This is a genomic window from Paenibacillus xylanexedens (assembly GCF_007680605.1).
Classification (GTDB): Bacteria; Bacillota; Bacilli; order Paenibacillales; family Paenibacillaceae; genus Paenibacillus; species Paenibacillus xylanexedens_B.
The window spans coordinates 198,818-216,301 of record NZ_VEIO01000008.1 but is presented as its reverse complement, the minus strand read 5'-3'; the positions used below and the strand labels follow the sequence as shown (position 1 = coordinate 216,301).

Sequence of the window (17,484 nt, the reverse complement as noted above, 5' to 3'; positions counted from 1 at the left end):
TGGTGAGCCGTGGCGTATTTAATGCATCCGAGTTGCGCACGTATTTGAAACGGAGTTTGCCTGAGTATATGGTGCCGCCGTATCTGGTGGAAGTGGAGCAAATTCCACTGACGGCCAACGGGAAGGTGGACCGGAAATTGCTTCTGGGTCAGACAGAAGGTCTACAAAACAGCCCATTACAAGTATTACCTGAGACAGAAATCGAATATAAACTGGCGAATGTTTGGAGAAAAGTATTAGGTATTCCAAGTCCAAGTGTTCTGGACAGCTTTTTTGACTTGGGTGGGCATTCACTAAAAGCATTGGTGTTAAAAGCTGAATTGGAAAAGATTGGTCACCATGTTAATCTAACAGAAATTTATAACTACAAATCAATCCGGGCACTTGCCGCTTACATTGAGTCTGCAAAAGAGCCAGAAAGTCTTATTCAATTGAAAGAAGAACTAGTTTCTTGGCTTCGCCGTGAAAAGGACGGAGTTTATGAACTTGTTTCGTATCAGGTTCGTGGTGTGTTTGAAGAAACACAAAATATCAACGTTCTATATAGTGACGATGTAGGAGAGAATCGCGTCAAAAGCCTAAAACAGATAATGAACAGAAAGGTCTCCAAAGATCTGCTACCACACTACATCATGCCACTGTATCGAAAGAATGGAATGGATTCGAACGAAACTATCGATGAAGAAGTTTTTTACCAGCATCTTGGCTTAAATAAGTTAGAACGGGATGAGGCAATAACTATTCACGAAAAACTGAAGGATGAATACCGTCAGATGAATCGTTTAATAAAAAAGGGTGATGTAGTGCGGGAATATCCGTTGGGGGCGGTACAACAAATGCAAATCAAGTTCCAAACGCCTCCTTCTATCGTTTTCTTCAAGCTTGACGAATACGTGGATTATACGTTACTGGATCAGTCCTACGCTCAACTTGTAGAACATCAAGGTTTGTTGAGAAGCGTTCCCGTCCAAGGTGAACAATGCATTTGCTGGAAAGAATACGCCACACCTTCCTCCTGTCAGCCAAAGCTTCATCTTATCGACGTATCGGATTCCAATTCAAATGGTCCTTTTATGGATATGCTGCAGGATTTCATTCACAACACTCGTTATGAAGGAGAGCGTATCTTATATCAAATGGTCCTGTTGAAGCGTAATTTGCGCGAACATTACGTGATTGGTCTTCTGCATCATGCTATTTGTGACCGGGTTACGGCCGAAATCATCGAACATCAAATGCTCTCTTGCTACAGAGGTCTTCTGCAAGGTCAAGTTCCACCTTCTGACGAAAGAAAAACTTTTGTTGAGTACGTTACTCATATTCAAAGTGGTCCACGAGGAATAAGTGAAGAGGAATTAATTTCCGATTTTGAACTAAAGTCATTTTATCAGAGTAAGCAGGATATTTTGAAGCGGCTAAAGCATCGAACCAGTAACGAAGCTTTTTTGTTCGACGTTGCTATTCCTGTTAAAGAACATTCCTTAGAACTTGCACTTTCCGTTTATACTAAGGGACTGCAGCTTTACTTGGAGACAGATCATTTTCCCTTGCTATTTTTGTACGACGGACGAAGATATGAAGGATCAACGTACTACAATACAATTGGTGAATTCATTGATTTTGTGCCTCTTTTCATCGATGCAGGTTGGACTCCAAATAAAACAATGCGTTCCGTAAGAGCTAGACTAGATTTGTTAAAGGACAAAACTCTTAATTTTATGCATTTGCTCGTTGATCCTACTTGTCGTTACAATTGGTCAAATATCAAGAGATTTGTACAGTTTGGGGAACAGTATGAGTACCTTGATCTGTTCATGTTTAATTATTTGGGCAATAGCGCCAAGGGGAATCTGCAGGAAAGCTACGACGATACTATAATAAAACAGCCCAATCCGTTGCCAATTTATTCGTTGTTCAATTGTATTGCAAAATCATGCTCTGACGGGCTTATTTTTTCTTTTCGCTGTAGCTACAAGATAGATGTTGAAGAAGTCAGAAGGGCTTTTCTCAAGGTTGCAAGCGAACTCAATACTTAGCCGGACAAACATGTAACTATACATGGGAGGGGGATATACACTTTCGTTTGAGTGTTAATTTTCTCACCGATTCGTCTTTTTGAGGTTTTGTGAGACAATTCTTTTATTCTTTTCAAATTTAGTAGACTGTCCCTGAGGAGCAATACATAGTGGAGGGGGCGGGAGCGCTTCTGTAGAAGCGAAGCGTTCGCGTTTGTCATCGGAATTTCCCCTATGAAGGGGAAGTTCCAGAACGATCCGAGGACAACCAGCGATCGAAAGAACGCCCCGCCCCCGGAACGTCCACTCGCAGCTCCCGCCCGCGCTTAAGGCTTCTAACTCCCGTGCTTAGTCAATGAACCCTTCCATGGTAGCCGTTGGCATCATATTGGACTGCCAAGCGCCTTTGCCGTATCCTCCGTTATAGCCTGGTGTAGCCTGCGGTTCCCAGTAGAATACGCCTTTTCCTTTGCCACTTGGCAAATTTCGAATCTGATTTTTCATCGCTGCGACAAAGCTTTTTCCTGCCGCGGCCTGATTATTGTCCATGCCAATTTCGGAGATCATAATTTCTTTACCATAACGATTAATCATGTCTTTTGCATTGTTGACCGTGTTCGTCACAGCTGTATTCCAGCCGGAAGCAGAAGGGTAGAGAGACATGGCAATCATGTCAAAATTGGCCCCATTGTTGATGAGTCCACCGATATTCCAGACAAACAGGGCATTATCGTCTCCGTTTGCAAGATGCACTATTGTTTTGGTACCGCTGCTTATGGATTTTACAGCATTATGTCCTGTGTTCACGAGCCAAGCATAATTTTTCATATTAACCGAAGCTTTACCATCATCCCACAACATACCGTTGCTGGTTTCGTTACCGATCTGTACCCAGTCTGGAGTGACACCTTTGCTCTGCATGGTTGTCATAACGTCACGGGTATAACTCCAGACAACATCCATTAACTGCTGGAAACTGTAATTTTTCCATGCGGCCGGTTTAGTTTGTTTCCCTGGGTCTGCCCAGGAATCGCTGTAATGCAGTGTCAACATGACACTCATACCTGCATTTTTAGCACGTTGTGCGAGAGAGGCAGCTCGATCCTTATTCATGTAACCGTTACCATAATCATTCGAAGGATTAACGAAAACACGGATGCGGACAGAGTTAATCTGGTAATCCTTTTTCAAAATATCAATGATGTCTCGTTGGACTCCGTTTTTATCTTTCCACTTGTACCCTTGAGCTTCCATACCGGGAACCCAGCTAATGTCTGCTCCCTTGGCAAAACTCGGTGCGGCACTGGCGTGCTGGCCTGCAGGTAGCAGGATCGAAGTGAATAATAAAACAAAAGCTAGCAAAATACTTACTTTGAAACCCCTTACATTTTTAAACATAACAACATGCCTCCTTGGTTATAAGTTGAGATGCATCCTCATTATAGCCTTCCGAAATCATGCTCCTAAAGGGTCCGTTTCCAATATTTTGGTTGTTTTCTTAACTTCTCATCTTTTTCACACGTTACATTTCTATATATGCTAAAAAAGACAAAACAAAAAGCCGTCCGAAGACGGCTTTTCTACCCGTGGCGCTTATTAAAACATTGATCCGTATCCCGCGCCTCCATTACCGTCCAATTTATTTGGAAGTAGTGGATCGGGTAAGGGACACGTTCAACATGACATTAGAAATGTTGACGCACCTCCTTTCCTTGTGGCAAGAGTATACAACACTCTGTTTCGGAAAGCTAGTCTTTTTTTCATATTCACGCAAAAATTATTTTTCGGTTTGAAACATCGTGGTTTCCCGTGCATAATGGCTTTTCGTTCCATTATCATTGCGAATCCGTACACTGTCATCACTGATCTGCTCCACAATGCCGCGACCGACTTCGCAATATACACCTGCGGGATCTTCCTGCCATGCCGTCACGATACATTGGGATAGTGCAGCAGTGAAAAATTCGATATTTTTTTGTAACGTTCTAGGTTTGTTCGATTTCATGAGATACTCCTTTAAAATAACGTGAATTTGGGATAATAACGACAGCCGATCAAATCACACTGTAGTTCACTTTACCTTGTCTAATGTGCTTTGTAAAGGGATGGAAAAAGTTGCGGTCATGAGTTATCATTTACATAAATTTAACACTGCGTTAACATTCCGATGACGCTAGGAGCCAATTACGAATAGTACAATTACAGTAGAAGTTCGAATAAGAATTAACATGCATCACATTCGGAGGCCATACATGCATAAAGATCTCAAAACAGGCAACTATGTTAATCGTGATTTGAGTTGGGTTGAATTTAATCGGCGTGTGCTTCAAGAGGCACAGGACGCGACAACGCCTATGCTGGAGCGGATGAGGTTTCTTGGCATCGTTGCCAGCAATCTGGATGAGTTTGTCAGTGTCAGGCTCGCAGAGACCAAGGAGAAAATCAAGGCTGGATTTACGCAAAAAGACTTCACAGGTTATACCCCTTCGGGGCTATACCGCAGACTCATTAAACGAACCGGGGCCATGGTCGCGGAGCAATATAAAACGTACCGTGAGCTCATTCGTCTTCTCGCCAAGAAGGGTGTGCACATCCAGGAGTATGTGGATCTTAATGTGACACAGCAACGGGCAATGGATCAATATTATCATGACATTATTTTTCCGGTGCTTACGCCGATGGCTATCGACCAGAGCCGGCCTTTTCCGCTGGTGCACAACAAGTCCGTTTATTTGTCCGTAATGTTGCAAAAAGAAGACGAGCAGGATGGCGAGCCGTTTATGGCGATCGTGCAGGTACCTTCCAATCTTCCTCGCATTGTTAAGGTTCCCCTAAGGGCTAATAGTAAGAAAAAAAGTTTCATTTTGATCGAAGACTTGATTAAACAGCATGTGCACACCTTGTTCAGCGGATATGTATCGCTGGCTGTGCAGGAGTTCCGGGTAACTCGAAACGCAGATCTCTCCATTAATGAAGAAGAAGCGGAAGACTTGCTGGAGGCCATTGAAAAAGAGTTGCGCCGCAGGCGTCGCGGAGCCCCTGTCAGGCTGGAAGTGTGCAAGGATTTCCGTAGTGACGCGCTACAGGAGTTGCAAGAGGAGTTTGAAATTCAGGACCCGATATTTGAAATTGATGGGCCGCTGGATCTCAGCTTTTTAGCCGGATTTGTAGATAGCCTCGAAGGTTTCTCTCATCTCAAATATGGTTCTGTACAACCTGTATATCCGCCTGAGTTCCTGCCGAGAGAAAGTCATTTTGAGCTGCTTCGGAGACAGGATGTGCTGGTTCACCATCCGTATGAATCGTTTGAACCAGTGACAGATTTTATACTGGAAGCTTCAGAAGATCCGCAGGTTCTGGCGATCAAAATGACACTTTACCGGGTAAATGGTGACTCACGCCTTATTCCAGCGCTTGCGCTCGCTGCAGAGAGCGGGAAGCAGGTTACCGTTGTTGTGGAACTGAAAGCCAGGTTTGATGAGGAACGGAATATTGCATGGGCTCGGAAGCTGGAAAAGGCAGGATGCCATGTCGTTTATGGTTTGGTCGGCCTGAAAACACATGCAAAAATCATTCTCGTTGTACGCCGGGAGCAGCAAGGGCTGCGGCGATATGTTCACGTTGGTACGGGGAACTACAACGAAAGCACGGCCAAAGTCTATACGGATGTCGGTTTGTTCACCTCTAACCCGATCATCGGTGAGGATGCATCCGAACTGTTTAATGAAATTACCGGTTATTCCGGCCCCAAGGCACTGCAAGCATTCCGTGTTGCGCCAGATGGCATGAAGGACGAGTTGTTCACATTGATTCGCCGAGAGACAGAGCATGCATTAAAAGGCAAACGTTCCCGAATCATTGCCAAGATCAACTCTTTATCACATCAGGAAATGATAGATCAATTATATGTGGCTTCGCAGGCAGGGGTGCAGATTGACCTGATTGTCCGCGGCGTATGTTGCTTACGTCCAGGTGTAGAAGGGCTGAGCGAGAACATTCGTGTTATTAGTATTGTAGACCGTTTTCTTGAACATTCCCGGTTGTTTTATTTCGAAAATGACGGTAACCCCGATGTTTTCATTTCCAGCGCGGATTGGATGTCACGGAACTTGAATCGGCGGATTGAGCTGATGTGTCCTGTATTTGATCCTTCGTTGAAAAAGATGCTGGTCGATATCCTCAATCTGTCTCTGAACGACAATGTGAAGGCGAGAGAGCTTATGCCAAACGGCAATTATGTGTTTGTAAAAAATCAAAAGCCCCCGCTGAGAAGTCAGACGGAGGCCATGGGCATTATCCCTTGGAAGCCCGCTGGGTGGAGTGTTTTAACGTAACTCCCCAGGATTCTTGCAAATCTTTGACGGCATCTTCGAGGCCGTTCAGTTCCAGTAAAGGCTCGTCTGTACAGGTTAACGTGACCTGCAGCGAGTCTTTTTCTTTTATTGCATGAATAGCAAGGATACTTTCTGCACGATGGATCGCTTCGACTACACGTAGTAACGAGCCGATGCGGTGAGCATGCTGAGTATCCGAATCTTTCAGAATGTCCTCATGCTTCTGCAGCAGTTGAGGCGTTCTTTTTTTCGGATGATAGTCGGCTGCAATGGCACTTAAAATGGTTTCCCTGTGGGACAGACCGTAAATGCTTGCATTCATAATCCAGTATGCCGAGTGTTGCGTGTACCGGAAATAGTTAATTTGTTTGCCAGCCATATGAAGCATAGAGGATGCGTACAAAATTCGCTCATCAGAGGCATCAGGCGTAGCCTCTTGCAAGGCAGTGTATAAGGTAACCGTATCCTGATGAATCCGGTTCAGGCGTTTCTCCGGAATCTGTGGGCCGTAATAAAGGAAATTACGGATGCTATCCTTTAATGCATCAGGTGCGGAAGGCTGACCAGCAGCGAGATAGTCCCTCAGAAGTCCGTCGCGAAGTCCTGCTCCGCTTACCACATAACGATCCCCCTGGATGATGCGGAAGACGGTACGCAGAATCAATACGCCCGGTACGATGATGTCAGCTCGATCCTTAGCAAGACCCGGTACCTTTTTTCGTTGAGCGGAAGTAAGGTAGGGCAAAGAAAGGGCGATATTTTCCATCGCTTCCTCTCCAATTTCATAATGATGCGTTACCGGCAAAGAATATTGCGTACGCTTTTGTTCTACTTTTGCGAGTGTACGCATTGTACCGCCCAGTCCGATGAGTGGCAAACCGGGATGTTCCTGAGTCCAAGTCTGTCCCTTTAATGCTTCAATAACTTCATTGCAAAGGGATTGTTCATTGGCCTCGGTCCATTGATCCTCGCCTCCATAACGGGCATGTGAATTCACGGCACCGATTGGCAGCGAGACACTGTGCAATCTTTCGCGATTGCGGAATACGGTGATCTCCGTGCTGCCGCCCCCAATGTCAACGACAAAACCGTCGGTCAGGTCAATCGACTGTATCACACCAAGGAATCCGTAATAGGCCTCACGATCTCCCGAGACACATTCAATTGTAAGTCCAGTCTCGCTTTCCAGCCATGCAATAACTTGCGCCGCGTTGGTCGAATTGCGAACTGCGGCAGTTGCTGCCGCCCGAATTAACTCAGTCTGATAAGCATCACAGGTGGCTTTGAATTGACGCAGGACGGTTATGGCAGTGGATAAGGATGGTTTTAGGATACTGCCATCCGATTCCACAACCCCGCTTAGCCGGGCAGCGTATTTGTCTTCATGAATAATTCGGTACGCTCCATCTACACTCACCTCATAGATCACTAGACGAATGGAGTTTGAGCCAATATCAACGATTCCAAGTGTTTTATTATTTCGTGTCATAAGCATCTCCTTCTACAAAGATCAGTTACCCGTAATGCAACAGGGCAGCCAGGGCTTCCGGTGAGCCTGGAGGCGTGGCAGAGAAGGGCGTGGTGAACATCACAACGATGATAAAGACGATGAAACAGGCAAATAAAATACAACTTACGGCAAAGCCGCGATTACGTTTTTTGATAAACAGTCGAATACCGATCACGAAGAGAAGTACCGTTACCGCGACCAATACAACGGACATTGCGAAATAGGCCACGCCATAAAGTGATTTGAAAAATGCTTCCATGTCTTTTGAACGCTCCTTAGATCCTCATTTTTAGCCAAAACAAGTCATTCTTTAGTAGCATACGACAGATTGAACCGTTTGAAAAGTAAACCGGCGTTTGCCCTGGAATCCGCTCAGCATAGCAGGACATGTTCCACAGAAAAGGGGCCTTTGCCTTGGACAATCATCCAAGAAAACCATCCTCGGGGTGAGTATGTATAAAGAAGGATCATGGTTTGGAGAGAGGAGATCAACCTATGTCGAGACAGTTAGCAAGCAAATGGCGGAAGACTGCTGCACTGATGAAATATCCGGTAGCTGCTGCTCATATCCCGCAAACAAAAGTGTTTAATTCAGGCAACCTGATGTACATGCTACAACGTTACGGAATGGTATATATTAAACCCGTTGTTGGCGGCGGAGGGTACGGCGTAATCCGAGTATCCAGCAGCGGTGGAGCTTTTAGATATACACATATGAAAGTTACTCGATCTTTTGCAAGCTTTACTAAGATGTATCGCTCCCTTGTACGGGTAAAGGCCAAGCGAAGATATATCATTCAACAAGGAATTCATCTCGCCACCATTCATGGAAGACCTGTGGATTACAGAGTTAAGGTAGTGAAGACGGGACAGGGCTGGGTATTTCGTTCTTTGGTTGGGAGACTTGCCCGTCCAGGTCTGTGTGTAACGAATCTGAGCAAGGGGGGGACGATGCTGTCGGGCAAAAGAGCCCTCGCCTTATCGCTGCCTCACATCGCTAATCGATACAAACGGCAGGAGATGCGTTCATTAACATTAACTTGCACACATATCATGGAAAGTCAGTTTCCTGGCATAGGTCAGCTGGGATTCGATTATGGATTGGATCAATCCGGCAGAATATGGATTTTGGAAGTGAATACCAGACCTCAATGAAAATTACTGGAAACGCTAAAGAAAACGGAAGAAAAACCGATAGTATATACAAGAGAAATTGGTTGAAAAGCGTTTGAAAATTTTAAGTTTTGGGTAATACATTCGGAGCGTCTATGGAAACTATGAAAATTGCTCTAAATTTTCTTTTAATCTCGAATTTTATAGAGATGCTTTCCATCCTGTGTATAATTAATGTCCACATTATCCACTGATATATATTCTATGTTTTTTCCAATTATCAACAAACTATACACAGGATTTCCACATATTGTTGTGGATAACAAGAACGCTTGTTCTCTTGTTCGATCTCTGATATGATAGTTTTGAGGAAAATAAAGGAAAGGTTGTGGCGGGAAATGGCTATGTTATCCGATGAGATGTTGTTGGATTCCTACCATAAAGCGATCGAATTGGAGCTCGAGAGAGATTTCATCGCGCTGCTATTGGCAGAAATCCATAAGCGCAAACTGGGTACTGACGTATCTGCCATACTTCACTAGAGATCCTCATTGCAGGCAATGTTACAGGTTTCCGGACAAGTCCCATAAAGAGACAGGCAGTAGCATACTTGTCTGACAATGGTGACAATACATCAAGTGATTGCAAACGCTCTCGGTTTCGTCTGCCATGTCAGAGGAAGCTTGAAGTTCGTAGGGGCTGTATGGTCCGGTGTAGTCGTCTAATTTGCCGCATTCTGACAGTCCCTGAAGGCAGTGGGGACAAGCCTGCTCCGGTACAACCAGACCGTTACACAGCGGGCATATATAAGACAAGGGTATCCCTCCTGATCATGAGATTGCTCAGGAGTAAGATACCCTTTTTTGTACCATTATATGTGATTTCTTCGAATTAGCGTTTCATATTACTGCTGTGTCCAGGAGACAATTTGGCATCCGGATCGAAGTACACTTTCGCATTGTTCACTGCAGTCGGAGCTTCACCGAAGCCAACAGCAATCAGTTTCAGCTTGCCTGGATACGTCGTAATATCGCCGGCAGCAAAAATACCCGGAATAGATGTTTCCATGCGGGAGTCGACAACGATGGAATTGCTGTCAATTTCGATACCCCACTCAGCTATTGGACCGAGGGAGGATACGAAACCAAAGTTAACAATGACATCATCCACTTCAATTTCCTGTGTTTCTTTCGTCTTAACATGAGCAAGAGTAACTTTGGTAATGGTGTCATCTCCGTGAAGTTCCGTAATTTCAGTCGGTGTTACAACGTTAACTTTGGAGTTCATCAGGTTTTCCACACTGTGCTCATGTGCACGGAATTTGTCCCGGCGGTGTATCAGAGTAACCTGTTCAGCAATTGGCTCAAGCATAAGAGCCCAGTCTACAGCAGAATCTCCCCCACCGCTAATCAAAACTTTTTTACCCGCAAAAGCGTTTAAATCACTGATGAAGTAATGCAGGTTGGTTTTCTCAAACTTCGCTGCACCTTCAAGTTCAAGGCGACGAGGTTCAAATGCACCAACACCAGCCGTGATGATAACCGCTTTGGCGTGATATTCATTCTCATCTGTCTTTACGACGAAATGCTGTTCTTCTTTTTTCTCTACCGATACCACTTTCTCTTCCAAGCGAATGTTCGGGTTAAAGTGGCTCATCTGCTCGATCAGGTTATTTACCAGTTCTTGAGCAGTAACCTTTGGAAAACCGGCTACATCATAAATGTATTTTTCCGGGTAGAGGGCAGCCAGCTGTCCGCCAAGCTGTGGCATGCTTTCAACCAGTGTAACGGAAGCCTGACGCATACCTCCATAAAATGCAGCGAACAGGCCCGCAGGACCCCCGCCGATAATAAGTAAATCGGTCATTTCATGACCGGACGTCTGTGCAGTCAAAAATCAACAACACCTTTCTTATTTTAATAGGTAGAGAACAGTGATTATTTTCGCAAATTATGTCACATCATCTGCATTGTTGCCAAACTGTCTTTCTTATTATAAACGGTGTAATCTGGGTTGCAAAGTTAGCGGGATCACTAATCTGAAAATAAATGATGAAGTTCTGGTGAGAATAGGATGAAATTGGAAATGAAAGGTTATGAAAAATAACAAAAAAAACCTTGATCTTTACGAGAAATACAGATATCCTTGACCTGTACTATGTGTTTTTTTGTCAAAATTAGAGTCATAACCTCAGGTTAAGAAATAACCTCGTTTTGTGGAAACTTGTGGTTAATTTCACAACTATAATCGTCGATATTATACGTACAGAAGTTAATATACACTCACAAATTTTACATTTGTCGTCATATTGGATAAGACCTGAGCAATATTTGTAAGTAAGAGCATTTTGCATTCCACCTTAATATCAGGAAGGATGCGAGCGAAACCGGAAGGAGTACAGATATGAGCAGCATTCCCAAAATCGTCATTCTCGGAGCGGGATATGGCGGAATTCTGACAGCGCAGCGGCTGCAGAAGGAACTCAACTATAATGAAGCTGACGTCACATTGGTGAATCGGCATGATTATCACTATATTACCACCCATCTACATATGCCGGCAGCCGGCACGGATAAAATAGAGCATGCGAGAGTTTCTATTTCCAAACTGATCGATGAATTCAAGATTGATCTGGTAAAATCATCCGTGAAGGAGATAAGGCTTCAGGATCGTAAAGTCATTCTGGAGGATGGAACGTTGTCCTATGATTACCTGATTATTGGACTAGGCGGAGAGCCGGAAACTTTTGGCATACCGGGTATGTTGGAACACGCGATGACCATTCGCAGCATCAACTCGGTGAGGCTGATTCGGGAACATATCGAATATCAATTCGCAATGTACAAAAACGACAATAAACGAAACCGTATTCGGTTCGTTGTAGGGGGAGCAGGTTTTAGCGGCGTAGAATTTGTCGCAGAACTTGCTGACCGTATCCCGCAGCTGTGCAAAGAATTTGACGTGGACCCGAAGCATGTGCACATCTATAATGTTGAAGCTGCACCTTCGGCATTACCGGGATTTGATCCGGAACTTGTAGATCATGCGATGAACGTACTGAAGAAAAAAGGTGTTACGTTTAAAATTGGTGTTCCCATCAAGCAATGTCTTCCTGATGGAGTAATTGTTGGTGAAGGCGAGAAAATTGACGCAGCCACAGTTGTATGGACAGGAGGCATTCGGGGGAATTCCTTACTTGAACAGGCAGGGCTTGAAGTGATGCGTGGTCGTGTGAAGGTAGATGAGTATTTGCGTGCTCCTGGGCACGAACATGTGTATGTGATCGGGGACAACTCCCTTGTATTTAACAAGGAGGGCAGACCCTATCCGCCAACAGCACAGATTGCCATGCAGCAAGGTGTGAACTGTGCAAAAAATATAGTCGCAGCCATTCGCAACAAGCAGCCTCAGCCTTTTGAATTCACCAGCAAAGGTACCGTTGCCTCTTTGGGTAAAGGGGAAGCAATTGCTGTCGTTGGGGATAAGAAATACAAAGGTTGGAAGGCAGCACAATTAAAAAAATTAGTAGATATGCGCTATTTGTTTATCATCGGAGGTATTCCGCTGGTCCTGAGGAAAGGACGGTTTTTCGGATGAGACATTGCAGTGTACAGGTTCGAGGTCTGTTAACCCGTGAGGAACTGGATCGATACAATGATCTGATGCAGGTCGGTGGGTATCTGGAGGATCAAAATCAATATGACCTGGCTTACATCGTTCAGAAAGAAGTAGATATTCTCATCCTGCCGGCAATTGAACGGCTGAAGGAGAAGAGCCGTGACCGTGATCGTGCAACTGCTGAATTTCTCGAATCTCTGAAAGCGGTTGATGAGGAAGAGCAGGATTAAGATTTTTTATAAGTTTGAGAGATTAATTTACACTTATCACTTCGATGACAGAATAACCTTATAATCGCCGTTATCTCCAAAATTTTCTGATTCCCTTTTTTAAAGGGGAAAATTTGGTGATAAATGCGACCGCTTCGCTTTTCCAGGTTTTTTCTGTCCTCTCCGTTCTTGTGTAAACATTAAACAATTCAAATTATATAGATCCTAATCAAGCTTGAAGTAGGTAACAGGTATGAAAAAAATCACCGCGGAGCAATACGTCCGGCGGTGATTTTTTTGCTGTTCTGAAAATAAAAAAAATCGTTCAACCTACCTTAAGAGAAGGCAAGCTGGACGATTCTTACATGTATAAAAAATAAATTACAGTTTCAGCATCTCTTCCAGTGTGCTTTCGTTCAGCAAGCTTCCTACATAGAAGGAGCCAAATTCACCGTAGCGTGCACTTACTTCATCAAAACGCATCTCGTACACGAGTTTTTTGAATTGAAGCGCATCATCGGCGAACAGCGTAACGCCCCATTCCCAATCATCAAATCCGACGGAGCCGGTAATGATCTGTTTTACTTTACCTGCATAACTGCGGCCGATCATGCCATGACTGCGCATCATGGAGCGGCGCTCGTCCATGGACAACATGTACCAGTTGTCGTTCAGCTCACGCTTTTTGTTCATCGGGTAGAAACAAATATATTGGCGCTGTGGTAAAACCGGTTTAAGACGGGCGACAATCTCCGGATTTTGCATCGGATCTTCGCCCTCTTTGCCAAGATAGTTACTCAGTTCAACTACACTGACATATGAATAAGCTTTAGTCGTGTATTTGGCAAACGTCGTTTTGTTGAAAGCGTTCTCTACTGCCTTCAGATCTTCCAGCGTCTCGCGCAGATGCATCATCACAAAGTCAGCCTTCTGGCCTACGACTGTATAAACTACAGTGCTGCCTTGGGAAGTCTCCTCAACGTTTTTCCAATCATTCCAAAACTCTTGAAGCTCGTCCAGGGCAACAGCACGCTCTTCATCGTCGGCTGCTTTCCAGGCGGTCCAGTTCATCGAGCGAAAATCATGCAGGGCATACCAGCCCTCCAGGGTTGATGCGGCTTCGTTCATGGATATTGTTCCTCCTGCGGATTATATTTCCAAATCCCGGTAAGGGATGGTTTAGTGCTTTATCGTTATATTGTATCCCAATATGAAGCAGAAGGGCAAATGATCTTCTCGTGAAAATCGGTAGATTTGTCCAGAAAGTTCGTTGCTTCGCCACATTTTTTGCGGTAAACTTACTACTATCCAGAAGGGAAAACCGAAAGTGTGAAAGAAGAGGTGAACGTCAGCCGATGCAGTTTATACCTGTGCTTGTATTAATGGTATTATTTTTTGTCATGATGTTTGGTATCGGTTTCATTTTGAATATGCTTATGAAGACCACCTGGTTTCCTTCCTATCTGTTCGTCATCGTTATTTTGCCTGTGGTGGTATATTCCTTATGGGATCATTCATCTACGCTCGTGTCGCATCTTGGATCATTCCAGTTGGTTGATTACATGACCGGGGTTGCAGGTCTGGCGGGTGCGATTATCAGCGGCTGGACGATTCAGAAGCTGCGTTTGGGCGGATATCGGATGTTCTAATGACTGGAAAGTGAAGGCATATGCCGCAATAACTTGAAAAAGTCTTTATCTTTGACGCAAACGCTTACGCGTGCAAAGGGAAGGCTTTTTTGTTGTGATGAACGGGGGAGGAGAATGTTTGTCCGCTTTTTTTCATAAGCATAAGATGATTAGATCTAAACGATTTTCGCTTGTAATCTCGCTCTGTAACTTTTATAGTATTCTAGCGACTCTTTGGCTTTTGCTTATTTGAAAATTCGCCCAATTCTGCGAAAACGTGAACGATGTCGACCTAGGACGAAACGGAGAGAGAACGGGTTGGTTTTTTACCTGTTTTTGAGCATTTGAGGATCGGACATTTATGATAGAATAGAAAAACAACCTTTGGGGAAGAAGGAGATCAGGCTATGCGCATGAAGAATTTGCATCATTATACGGAACATCATCGCTACTGCGTATACAGGGAGTTTGGATTAAGCGCCCTGGACGACCGCATGCTTACAGGAGCTTACCAGCCTATGGTAGGTGCTTTTGCGGTTGGCTTGTATCGGCTGTTATTTCAGCATCTCCCCGGAGAACAGGTCGGTTATTCCCCGCTTGAGCAGCAACGAAGGCTGTTCATGACATTGGGGCTGGAACCTAGCGAGAAAGGACGTAAATATCTCGTTGAACAGGCATCCAAGCTGGAGGCCGTAGGTCTTCTCCAGACGTCACGAGTTTATATTCCAGAAAATGATGATTACATCTATGAGTACGAATTGCAGCCGCCGCTCTCGCCAGGAGAGTTTTTCCGCACACAGCATCTGACACTGTTGCTCCGGGACAAAATTGGCAAGTTTGCTGTGTTGTCCCTGCGATCTGGCTTTTCGGCGGTTGAAAATGGGGAAGCACCTTACGTTGCAGCCAACAAAGAGAATATTTCAGTTCCCTTTTACGATATATTTGAGCTTAACACGCATGTCATTGATTACGAGCTGGAGCAGGCACTATCCGAAGTATCCACAACGGCACAGCGAACAGGCACGAATGATGCTGTGGAAGAAAACACACTGAATTATGCGGACATTATTTTGCGATTCCCGCGTGAGTCGGTGAACCGACGTTATGTGGAACAACTTCGTTTTGATCATGAACAGCTGGGGATCGTCAATTTTGTAGTGAACAAGTTTAATCTTAGCGTGCAGGACGTATGCCGACTACTCGACGAGGACGGTGTATTCAGCCCGCAAGGACAATTATTGCTGGATGATCTTCAACACAAGGCGAGCATGCAATTCAGGCAAACGAAGAAACGTCAGGAACAGCAGACGGTACAAGCCGCCAAGGTGGTTGCACTTCGCCAGAATATGGAGGAATCACAACCATATAATGACTCCGGTGAACCACCAGTGGAGCATGTTGTTCAGATGGAGTATTATGTTGAGGTGCCGCCGCAATTTGCAACCAAGTGTGATATCCATCAATATAACATGATGCTTCGTAACGAGCCGTACACTCGGTTGTTACAGACATTTTTCCCGGGGGCTGTACCGGATAATCTGGTTGATATTTTCGAAAAAATTGATCTGAGCTACAAGTTGCCGGGTGAAGTGATCAATGTATTGATTCATTATCTGATGGCATTGCTTGTATCGGGCGGCGAGCAACGGATTAATCGTAATTTTGTCGAAGCCATTGCCTCCAATATGTTGCTGAAGCAGGTTAATACGTATGAGAAGGCTGTGCAATATATTCGTGATCAGGCGAAGGTCAAAGGCAAACAGGCTGCAGGAGCAGCTGGAACCCGTACCCGTACATACGGCAAAGGAACCAAAGCCAAACCCGAAATTCCGATTGTACAAGACATAAGCCAAGATGGGGAACATGTTTCGGAGGAAGAGTTCGAAGAGATGATGCGATTTGCTCAGGAGATGCAGGCAAGCAAGCAAAAAGGAACGTTATAGTTGTAGATACGTGCGGGTCCCTTGGAAGAGGTGACTCGCTTTTTTTCAATAGATATGATGGATTTTAGACAGCCAGGGGCACCAGGCCATTTAGGAGGGAGCAGAACCGTTGACTACGAATCAGAAAGCCATAGAATGCCTTGAAAATAATGATTATGATGCAGCGTTGACTTTATTTCAAAAAGCATTGAATGATTCAAGGGATGTTCAGTCCTTGACGAATCTGGCCTGGATTTATTATCACGAAGAAGATGAGGTAGAGAAGGCTATACATTTGGCTCAGGAAGCAGTGGCGTTGAAACCAATCTCACATTTTCCATATAGTCTGCTTGGTGAATTACTTGTTCAGACGGAGAGATGGGAAGAAGCCGCGCTTGTATTATCGGACTCTATTGCTGTGGAGCCTTCCAAAGAGGCATACAATAACTTGGCTATTGCGAAGTACCATCTCGGAGAGTTGGAACGGGCTTCAGCTTTATTTTTGAAAAGTGCCGGGCCTTCTGATTACGCCTTGTATAGTCATGTGCACTGTTTAATTCAGCTGGGACATACCTTTGAAGCAAAACACAAACTGGATGCCTTCTTGGAAAGTGATGAAGATTTTGTCGGAGAAGTACATGTGGCAGAACTGTACTTGGAGCTTGCGTGTTTTACCGAATCGTTACATTGGTTCAAAAAGTCCTGGAACACCTACGACAAGTCGCCCGACTGGGTAAGTAGATATATTTATGCCTTGGTTCAAACGAATGCGATGGAACGTGCGGATGAAATTGCACAAGAGTGTATTCGGTTAAAACAAGATGATATTGAGGAAGCACTGGCAGAAGAGTGCGACGAGGATTGGACAGAAAGTGACCAGGCGGCATACGTGATTCGATTGCAAAATGAAAAACAAGAATATGAACACATTCTCGAACAGATTGCCTCGGGTTTTGTCCCACCATTTAAATTCAAGACATCTTTAAGCTCCAAATGTTATTTATTCGGGTGCTCCAGACATGAACATCCGGAATATAAGGGTTAAATGAAATACCTGTATGATATGGGGAGATGTTTTTTCCAAATGTATCAGTTGAGTTATTGTGTGCTTTTCTATAGAATGAACAGTACGAAT

At 44.5% G+C, this 17,484-nt stretch carries 16 protein-coding genes; 9 read left to right on the top strand and 7 right to left on the bottom strand.

The features are described 5' to 3' along the window. The coding region (locus tag FS818_RS24530) for a phosphopantetheine-binding protein (protein ID WP_260989962.1) at window positions 1-2,036 on the top strand (2,036 nt) is incomplete at its 5' end. A 327-nt stretch (window positions 2,037-2,363) separates the two neighbouring features. Here the strand turns inward: FS818_RS24530 and FS818_RS24525 are convergent. Together FS818_RS24525 and FS818_RS24520 are read right to left on the bottom strand one after the other, a co-directional pair. Continuing rightward, the gene (locus FS818_RS24525; RefSeq protein ID WP_145335552.1) at window positions 2,364-3,413 is read right to left on the bottom strand and encodes a glycoside hydrolase family 53 protein; all 1,050 of its coding nucleotides are present in this window, start codon (window positions 3,411-3,413) and stop codon (window positions 2,364-2,366) included. Window positions 3,414-3,792: 379 nt separating this feature from the next. After that, a complete protein-coding gene (locus FS818_RS24520) occupies window positions 3,793-4,020 on the bottom strand; it encodes a hypothetical protein (RefSeq protein ID WP_145335550.1) in 228 nt (75 codons plus the stop codon). Between the two features lie 247 nt (window positions 4,021-4,267). Between FS818_RS24520 and ppk1 the strand changes: the two genes are divergently transcribed. Next, window positions 4,268-6,349, top strand: a complete 2,082-nt coding sequence (gene ppk1, locus FS818_RS24515) for a polyphosphate kinase 1 (protein WP_145335548.1) — start codon at window positions 4,268-4,270, stop codon at window positions 6,347-6,349. Here the strand turns inward: ppk1 and FS818_RS24510 are convergent. Beyond that, the gene (locus FS818_RS24510) at window positions 6,309-7,838 is read right to left on the bottom strand and encodes a Ppx/GppA phosphatase family protein (protein ID WP_186375585.1); all 1,530 of its coding nucleotides are present in this window, start codon (window positions 7,836-7,838) and stop codon (window positions 6,309-6,311) included. The genes ppk1 and FS818_RS24510 overlap by 41 nt on opposite strands. A gap of 25 nt (window positions 7,839-7,863) precedes the next feature. Then, window positions 7,864-8,118, bottom strand: coding sequence for a hypothetical protein (locus FS818_RS24505; protein ID WP_145335544.1), 255 nt, complete (start codon window positions 8,116-8,118; stop codon window positions 7,864-7,866). A 236-nt stretch (window positions 8,119-8,354) separates the two neighbouring features. Here FS818_RS24505 and FS818_RS24500 point away from each other — a divergent pair, with 236 nt between their 5' ends. Both FS818_RS24500 and sda read left to right on the top strand, forming a co-directional pair. After that, on the top strand, window positions 8,355-9,014 hold the full coding sequence (locus FS818_RS24500) for a YheC/YheD family protein (RefSeq protein ID WP_145335542.1): 660 nt from the start codon (window positions 8,355-8,357) through the stop codon (window positions 9,012-9,014). Window positions 9,015-9,370: 356 nt separating this feature from the next. Beyond that, entirely contained in the window at window positions 9,371-9,514 is a 144-nt protein-coding gene (gene sda / locus FS818_RS24495; RefSeq protein WP_145335541.1) for a sporulation histidine kinase inhibitor Sda, read from the top strand. A gap of 21 nt (window positions 9,515-9,535) precedes the next feature. Here the strand turns inward: sda and FS818_RS24490 are convergent, their stop codons facing one another. Together FS818_RS24490 and FS818_RS24485 are read right to left on the bottom strand one after the other, a co-directional pair. Further along, window positions 9,536-9,787 (bottom strand): hypothetical protein, encoded by a 252-nt coding sequence (locus FS818_RS24490; protein ID WP_145335539.1) that lies wholly within the window; start codon window positions 9,785-9,787, stop codon window positions 9,536-9,538. A gap of 76 nt (window positions 9,788-9,863) precedes the next feature. Beyond that, complete coding sequence (locus tag FS818_RS24485; protein ID WP_145335537.1) at window positions 9,864-10,865, bottom strand: NAD(P)/FAD-dependent oxidoreductase; 1,002 nt, start codon at window positions 10,863-10,865, stop codon at window positions 9,864-9,866. Between the two features lie 510 nt (window positions 10,866-11,375). Here FS818_RS24485 and FS818_RS24480 point away from each other — a divergent pair. Further along, entirely contained in the window at window positions 11,376-12,569 is a 1,194-nt protein-coding gene (locus FS818_RS24480) for an NAD(P)/FAD-dependent oxidoreductase (RefSeq protein ID WP_145335535.1), read from the top strand. Further along, complete coding sequence (locus tag FS818_RS24475; RefSeq protein WP_145335533.1) at window positions 12,566-12,820, top strand: hypothetical protein; 255 nt, start codon at window positions 12,566-12,568, stop codon at window positions 12,818-12,820. Before FS818_RS24480 ends, FS818_RS24475 begins: the two co-directional genes overlap by 4 nt. Window positions 12,821-13,180: 360 nt before the next feature. On the opposite strand, the gene hemQ is transcribed toward FS818_RS24475, so the two are convergent. Continuing rightward, window positions 13,181-13,927 carry a hydrogen peroxide-dependent heme synthase gene (gene hemQ, locus FS818_RS24470; RefSeq protein WP_145335531.1) on the bottom strand — a complete coding sequence of 249 codons (747 nt, stop codon included), beginning with the start codon at window positions 13,925-13,927 and terminating at the stop codon, window positions 13,181-13,183. Window positions 13,928-14,154: 227 nt separating this feature from the next. Between hemQ and FS818_RS24465 the strand changes: the two genes are divergently transcribed. From FS818_RS24465 to FS818_RS24455, 3 genes are all read left to right on the top strand, one after another. Continuing rightward, window positions 14,155-14,448 carry a YuiB family protein gene (locus tag FS818_RS24465; RefSeq protein ID WP_090919489.1) on the top strand — a complete coding sequence of 98 codons (294 nt, stop codon included), beginning with the start codon at window positions 14,155-14,157 and terminating at the stop codon, window positions 14,446-14,448. A 386-nt stretch (window positions 14,449-14,834) separates the two neighbouring features. Beyond that, window positions 14,835-16,370 carry a replication initiation and membrane attachment family protein gene (locus FS818_RS24460; protein ID WP_145335529.1) on the top strand — a complete coding sequence of 512 codons (1,536 nt, stop codon included), beginning with the start codon at window positions 14,835-14,837 and terminating at the stop codon, window positions 16,368-16,370. Window positions 16,371-16,479: 109 nt separating this feature from the next. Continuing rightward, window positions 16,480-17,394, top strand: a complete 915-nt coding sequence (locus FS818_RS24455) for a tetratricopeptide repeat protein (protein ID WP_145335527.1) — start codon at window positions 16,480-16,482, stop codon at window positions 17,392-17,394. Window positions 17,395-17,484 lie beyond the last annotated feature (90 nt).